At 34.2% G+C, this 5,936-nt stretch carries 7 protein-coding genes; all 7 read right to left on the reverse strand.

Going from position 1 to position 5,936, the window contains the following annotated elements:
* Nucleotides 1-965 (reverse strand): GNAT family N-acetyltransferase (locus AB3X49_RS16445; RefSeq protein ID WP_367963392.1); only part of this gene is annotated, 965 nt, incomplete at its 3' end.
* Between the two features lie 69 nt (nt 966-1,034).
* Nucleotides 1,035-1,583: a glycerol-3-phosphate 1-O-acyltransferase PlsY gene (gene plsY / locus AB3X49_RS16450; protein ID WP_367963394.1), complete on the reverse strand. Its 549-nt coding sequence runs from the start codon at nt 1,581-1,583 to the stop codon at nt 1,035-1,037.
* 135 nt (nt 1,584-1,718) lie between these two features.
* Nucleotides 1,719-2,618 (reverse strand): BadF/BadG/BcrA/BcrD ATPase family protein, encoded by a 900-nt coding sequence (locus AB3X49_RS16455; protein ID WP_367963397.1) that lies wholly within the window; start codon nt 2,616-2,618, stop codon nt 1,719-1,721.
* Nucleotides 2,619-2,636: 18 nt separating this feature from the next.
* Nucleotides 2,637-3,788 (reverse strand): anhydro-N-acetylmuramic acid kinase AnmK, encoded by a 1,152-nt coding sequence (gene anmK, locus AB3X49_RS16460; RefSeq protein ID WP_367963403.1) that lies wholly within the window; start codon nt 3,786-3,788, stop codon nt 2,637-2,639.
* Between the two features lie 21 nt (nt 3,789-3,809).
* Nucleotides 3,810-4,076 (reverse strand): hypothetical protein, encoded by a 267-nt coding sequence (locus tag AB3X49_RS16465; RefSeq protein WP_016095317.1) that lies wholly within the window; start codon nt 4,074-4,076, stop codon nt 3,810-3,812.
* A gap of 78 nt (nt 4,077-4,154) precedes the next feature.
* Nucleotides 4,155-5,438, reverse strand: a complete 1,284-nt coding sequence (locus tag AB3X49_RS16470) for a PTS sugar transporter subunit IIC (protein ID WP_367963400.1) — start codon at nt 5,436-5,438, stop codon at nt 4,155-4,157.
* Nucleotides 5,439-5,449: 11 nt separating this feature from the next.
* A complete protein-coding gene (locus AB3X49_RS16475) occupies nt 5,450-5,755 on the reverse strand; it encodes a PTS sugar transporter subunit IIB (RefSeq protein ID WP_000865888.1) in 306 nt (101 codons plus the stop codon).
* Nucleotides 5,756-5,936: the final 181 nt, after the last annotated feature.

The raw sequence follows: 5,936 nt of genomic DNA on the forward strand, positions 1-5,936 counted from the left end.
AAATTATTTAACATTCCAGTTGATGTTTCATGGTGAACAAACCAAAGCCATTCATAATTTCCAGTTGCCATTATTTTTTCTAATTCTGTATAAAGAAACGGCTCTGCCATTTCTTTTTTATGCGTATCATAATGTAATTGCGCACGTGTTGCATGTCCCACTAACCTATTTCCAAATTCCCCATTTGTTAAAACTAGTCCTTTCCCTTTTAAAGAATTCAACTGTAAAGCAATGGCATCATTCGCTAACGTCCCTGTTCCTAACATTATTTGCACACGTTTTGCTTTTGTCATTTGCAATAAACGTTTTTTTACATTTTCCATTGTCACTTGAAATGACTTAGAACGATGCGAAATAGGCTTAGTAGAAAATGCCCTTCGAACATTTTCTTCAATATCCACTGGACCAGGTAAAAACGTATATTCTTTCGTCATAATACCCCCAACACTCGACTCTTCAAACATAGCTGGGGTAACATACATTGGCTGGAAGGCTGCTTCTTCAGTACCAACTAACGTATGGAAAGATTTGAATCCCATTTGCTCATATAAAGGTAGTTCACGTGTTGTAGCAGAAATGAGTGCCAATTCATATCCATTTAGAAGCAAATAACGATGTAAAAAGCGAATTAAACCTAACAATGCTCTTCCATTTCGATATTCACGTTCTACTGAAAGTAAACGAATTTCATATACATTTTCTCCATGTTCTTGCAAATAAAAATCTAGATTTGGAATTTTATAATCTAACGAGAATGGTCGTTTTCCTCGCAATGCAACCATACCTACTAACTTATCGTCATCTAAACAAATTAAATATGTATTTTCTTCATGGAAACGATCTATACGAACACGATCTTTCGTTTCTTCATGTTGCGGAATTTCTTCTACAAATGTTTTATAATTCAATTTATGTATACTTTCAAATTCCCAAGCTTGATCAGCAACTTTATAAATTAACCCCATGTTGTATCTCCTTTATGTATTTAATAAAAATTATAAGTGGAGATTAACTCCACTTATTAAAAGTTCATTTCATTCTCGATTTACATATAAAATAAGTACAATGATAAGTGCACTTAAAATAGTCGTAACAATAGAGTAAGAATACAAAATCATGCAAACTGGTAAACAAGTGATTGTAATTAGTCCGGGCTTAGTAAATCCTCTAAAGATTAAATAAAATATAATGAAAACAGCAATAAGAGTAAGCGCTATCAAATAATCAAATGCAATTAATCCTCCAATAAATGTTGAAATGCCTTTTCCACCCTTGCCTTTAAATAAAATTGGGTAAATATGTCCAAGTATAACAGCCAGTAAAGCTAACATTACAAATGTAGAATCTTCAAAAAGGTATTTTGCAATAGAAACTACGATTGCCCCTTTGATCGCATCACCTAAAAATGTAGCGACGAAATACCCTTTTCCATATACGCGCCCCATATTTCTTGCGCCAGGATTACCACTTCCTTCTTCACGAATATCAACATTATGTTTCCATTTCGTTACTATATAAGCGGTCAATATGTTTCCAAATAAATAAGAAGCCACCAAATACAAAAATTGCATACTATTAATCATGTAATCATTCACTTTCTACATGGGAGTACTTATACAATATTCAATGACTATGTATATTGTACTTTTTCTTGCTTTACATCCCTTTGTATATTTTAACATCATATTTTTACAAATCATACAAAAATTCTCATACTTCTATTTTATAAAATATACACCCTTCATTAAATGATATGTTCCTTTCACTGCCATTTCTGATGGTGATACAAATATAACTTCTCCCATTCTTTTCTCACAGCATTTCTTAAATTCAGCATATATTTCAGGTACTGAACACAATATACTACCACTAACTGCAATTAAAGGTGATAAATCAAACTGCATCTTGTTGTAAATATTCACCGTAATTATCGTTAATTCCTTAGCCGCTTGCAGAATAATTTTATGTGCATCATCATTCCCATTCCTCGCTTCCTCTATAATTAATGGTGCAATTGCTGCAACTTTATCTTTTGAAGAACTATATACTAGTCTTTTTATATGAGATGATGTTAAAAGTCGAAACTCGTCTTGAATCCTTAAGCTTAATGGACAAAGTCTAACTCCTTGATCAAATTGATTTGCCATTCTCTTTAAACCTTGTAACGCAATCCAATAACCGCTTCCCTCATCCCCTAAAATATGTCCCCATCCACCGCTATACTCGTACACTTCGTCTTTCTTTCCTATACAAATTGCACCTGTACCACCTATAGTTAATATTCCATTCTTACCTTTTAAAGCAGCTGCATGTGCAATCATTGCGTCATTAAAAACTTCAATTTTCGTTTCATATTTCTTTATTAATCGTAATGTTAATTCATTTGTATTCGCTCCACTTATACCCGCTAACCCTAAACAAATACAAACGCAGTGCCCATCTATTAAAGCTTTCTTGCATTGATCGATCGCCTCCATAATATGCGAAACTGCTTTTTCATAATCTATTAATATATTTCCAAACCCACTCTTACCTCTTACAACTTCGTTTCCGTCTTGATCAAATGCAATTGCTTCTGTCTTCGTGCCCCCACCATCTACTCCAATCATATACTTCATATGTTCGCCTCATTTTCATCATCTTATTGGAGGGAATGTTATATTCCCTAAAACTACAGATCGCTTTGCACCTGTTGCGCTTGGCACATTACTCGGATTACGATGATGCGTTTCGTTTGCTAAAATAGCAAAGGCGATTGCTTCTTTTGCCTCTGAAGAATAGCCTATATCTTCTTGAATGAATATTGCACATTTTTCTTCTTTCAATCCATTCCGTATCATTTCAACAAGTGTATCATTATAACTTCCACCACCACCTAGAATTACCTCATCGATTTCATAATATGGAAGAATAAACTTCTTATAATGGTGAACAATTGAACTTGCTGTAAACATCGTGACAGTCGTCAAAAGATTTTCTTTACCATGCTTTTCAAACCGCTTCAATAATTCACTTACAAATTCTTCTCCAAACTGTTCTCTACCAGTTGATTTCGGTGGATTCATTTTCAAAAATGGATGGTTCATACAATACGTCAAAATCTCATCTACAACTACTCCTTGTTTTGCAATCCTACCATTTTGATCATATGGCAACTGAAATAATCTTTGACATACACCATCGATTACCATATTTCCTGGGCCAGTATCAAAAGCAATTACACTCTTATTACTTCGTTTACTTGGAATCACTGTAACATTACCAATCCCGCCAATATTTTGTAGTAATCTATTTTTAGTTTGATGGCGATACAAAATGATCTCTGAATATGGTACAAGTGGTGCACCTTGTCCCCCTGCTGCCTTATCCATCGTTCGAAAGTTAGAGATAACCGTTGTATTCGTTTCATACGCTATAACTGCTGGTTCCCCAATTTGAAATGTTGAAGAAATAATATTACCTTCTGGTGCTGGTTGATGATAAATCGTTTGTCCGTGAGAACCTATTAAATCTAATTGTTTTAGCGACAAATCAGCCTGTTTACAAACTTCCTTTACAGCATTGGCGAAACATAAACCAAGTTTGAAATTTAAACTACATATTAGTTGCACATTTGAATTCTCTATTGATAATGCATGTTGTATCTCATTTTTTATATCATTGCAAAATGGAACAGTAGTAAAATGGATGAGTTCGACCTTAGAATCTACACCGTTCCCTTCTATATGAACGAGCGCTACATCTATTCCATCTAACGATGTACCGGACATTATCCCTGCAATATACATAAAATGCATGCCCCCTATTCACTAAAAAACAATTATGTAAGTAAACAACGTACAACCTACAGAAAACAATATAAATCTAATAAACAACTGGACTTTCGATACAAATGTGCCATCAATGAAAGAAACAACGATCGTAAGCAAAACACTTGCCGCAATGCTTGTAACGATCCATATACTATGCATTTGTGATAGATTTAGCATTCTTAATAAAGGTACGAAAAGTAAATTCGCACATATCACTCCAAATAACAATAAAAATACACCTTTATAGCTAAATTTTATATTCATTCCATTTCACCCTCTCTGGACTTAATGTGAAAGAAGTGATAGACAAAATGCCTATCACTCAAAAATAAAATATAAAACTTACGGATTAACAGATTCCCCATCACCATTTTTCTCAATTTCAAGCATGTTTTTGTCGTACATTTTAAAGAATGGTAAATAAATAAGGAATGATATTGCTATGTTTATAAAAACTAATACAATTGCACGCCAATCTCCACCTGTGGCTAAATATGCACCAATTGGAGCTGGTAATGTCCATGGAGGCATTATATGTGTTGGTGTAACAAACCCCATCGCAGTTGCTGAGTATGCAATAGTTGCTGTTACTAGTGGTGTAATGATAAATGGGATAATTAAAATTGGGTTTAGTACAATTGGCAATCCAAAAATAACAGGTTCATTAATATTAAAGATACCAGGCACAATACAAGTTCTTGATAATGCCTTCGAATATTTTGATCGACCAAATACAATCATAGCTAATACAAGTCCTAACGTCGCACCAGAACCACCAATCCATATAAACCATTGGTATAATGGTTCTGGTGAAATGAATGGCAACTGATTTGCTCCACTAGCAACTGCTTCACCATTTTCCCCTAAATATACTTCCCATAATGGCCGGGCAACAGTTCCAACAACCGACACACCATGGATTCCGAATGACCAAAAAAATGCAATTAAAAATACTGGAATGATTACACCGAAGTAACTATCACCAGCTTTTACTAACGGTGCCGCTAATTTATCAACTACATGATGTAAATCAATACTAAAAACGACAGTTACTAAACTCATTAAAATAATTACGAATGCAGCAGGTATAAGTGCTTCAAACGAACGTGAAACAGACGGCGGTACTTGTTCTGGCATTTTAATCATTACATTTTTCGTCTTACAAAATCTTAAAATCTCTACTGATAAAATAGATACGATCATCGTTACGAATAATCCATGCCCCCCGAGATTTGTCATCGGAAGCATAAATCCTTTTTTATCGATTAATTCGGGCGTCAATGTTAAAAGTAGTGAGCATACTGCTAACTGTGCCCCTGATAAAGCATCTAACTTATAACTTTTCGCTAAATTGTATCCTATACCAAATGCTATATATAAAGACATAATAAACATCGTTAAACGATATGGTATTAATATACTTGTTTGATTTTTCAATGCCCAAACTAATATGAAACTATCTTTCGGTAATGGTGGAAATGCTACTATTAAAAAGAAACTCCCTACGATAATAAATGGTAACGCCGAAATAACTCCATCACGGATTGCTTGTAAATGCCTCTGTTCAGAGAGCCTTGCCATCGGTCCAGATAAGTTTTTATCAAGAAACGTGACAAACTTATTCATAACGCTTCCCCCTAACTAATTAATTCATTTACAGTTTTTAATAAAGTCGGTCCACCAAGCGGCGTGTATGCTTGCGGCGGAATAATACCGCACGGAATAGATTCTTGTTCTGTAAGTTTTTTTACAGCGTCAAATCGATGTCTAACTTGAGGTGCAACCATTACAACATCCCAACCATTCTTTACTTCTTCCTCCACCTCACTTGTTCCAATAGCATGCACTTCCATGTTCATACCTTTTTTCTCTGCTTCTTTTTTTAAAGCGTTTACAACAATTGCGCTGGACATTCCTCCAGAACAAACGAATAAAACTTTCATTATTGAATCCTCCTATACTTATAAATTGTTTCTTTCAAATGAAAGAAACAATTTACTAACAAGCATACGAAGACATGAAACGATTTAGTTATACTGAAAGTAAATTTCACTAAAAATATTTTTCCTATTAAATTAATGTTTCAATATTTATTTTTCTCAATTGCAGGGCCAACCTAACATC

Source organism: Bacillus sp. C30 (assembly GCF_040838255.1).
Classification (GTDB): domain Bacteria; phylum Bacillota; class Bacilli; order Bacillales; family Bacillaceae_G; genus Bacillus_A; species Bacillus_A mycoides.

Bases quoted from the DNA above. Each gene is read 5' to 3' on its own strand.
- AB3X49_RS16465 (WP_016095317.1), bottom strand. From the start codon at position 4,076: ATGAATATAAAATTTAGCTATAAAGGTGTATTTTTATTGTTATTTGGA.
- AB3X49_RS16455 (WP_367963397.1), bottom strand. From the start codon at position 2,618: ATGAAGTATATGATTGGAGTAGATGGTGGGGGCACGAAGACAGAAGCA.
- AB3X49_RS16470 (WP_367963400.1), bottom strand. From the start codon at position 5,438: ATGAATAAGTTTGTCACGTTTCTTGATAAAAACTTATCTGGACCGATG.
- plsY (WP_367963394.1), bottom strand. From the start codon at position 1,583: ATGATTAATAGTATGCAATTTTTGTATTTGGTGGCTTCTTATTTATTT.
- AB3X49_RS16475 (WP_000865888.1), bottom strand. From the start codon at position 5,755: ATGAAAGTTTTATTCGTTTGTTCTGGAGGAATGTCCAGCGCAATTGTT.
- anmK (WP_367963403.1), bottom strand. From the start codon at position 3,788: ATGTATATTGCAGGGATAATGTCCGGTACATCGTTAGATGGAATAGAT.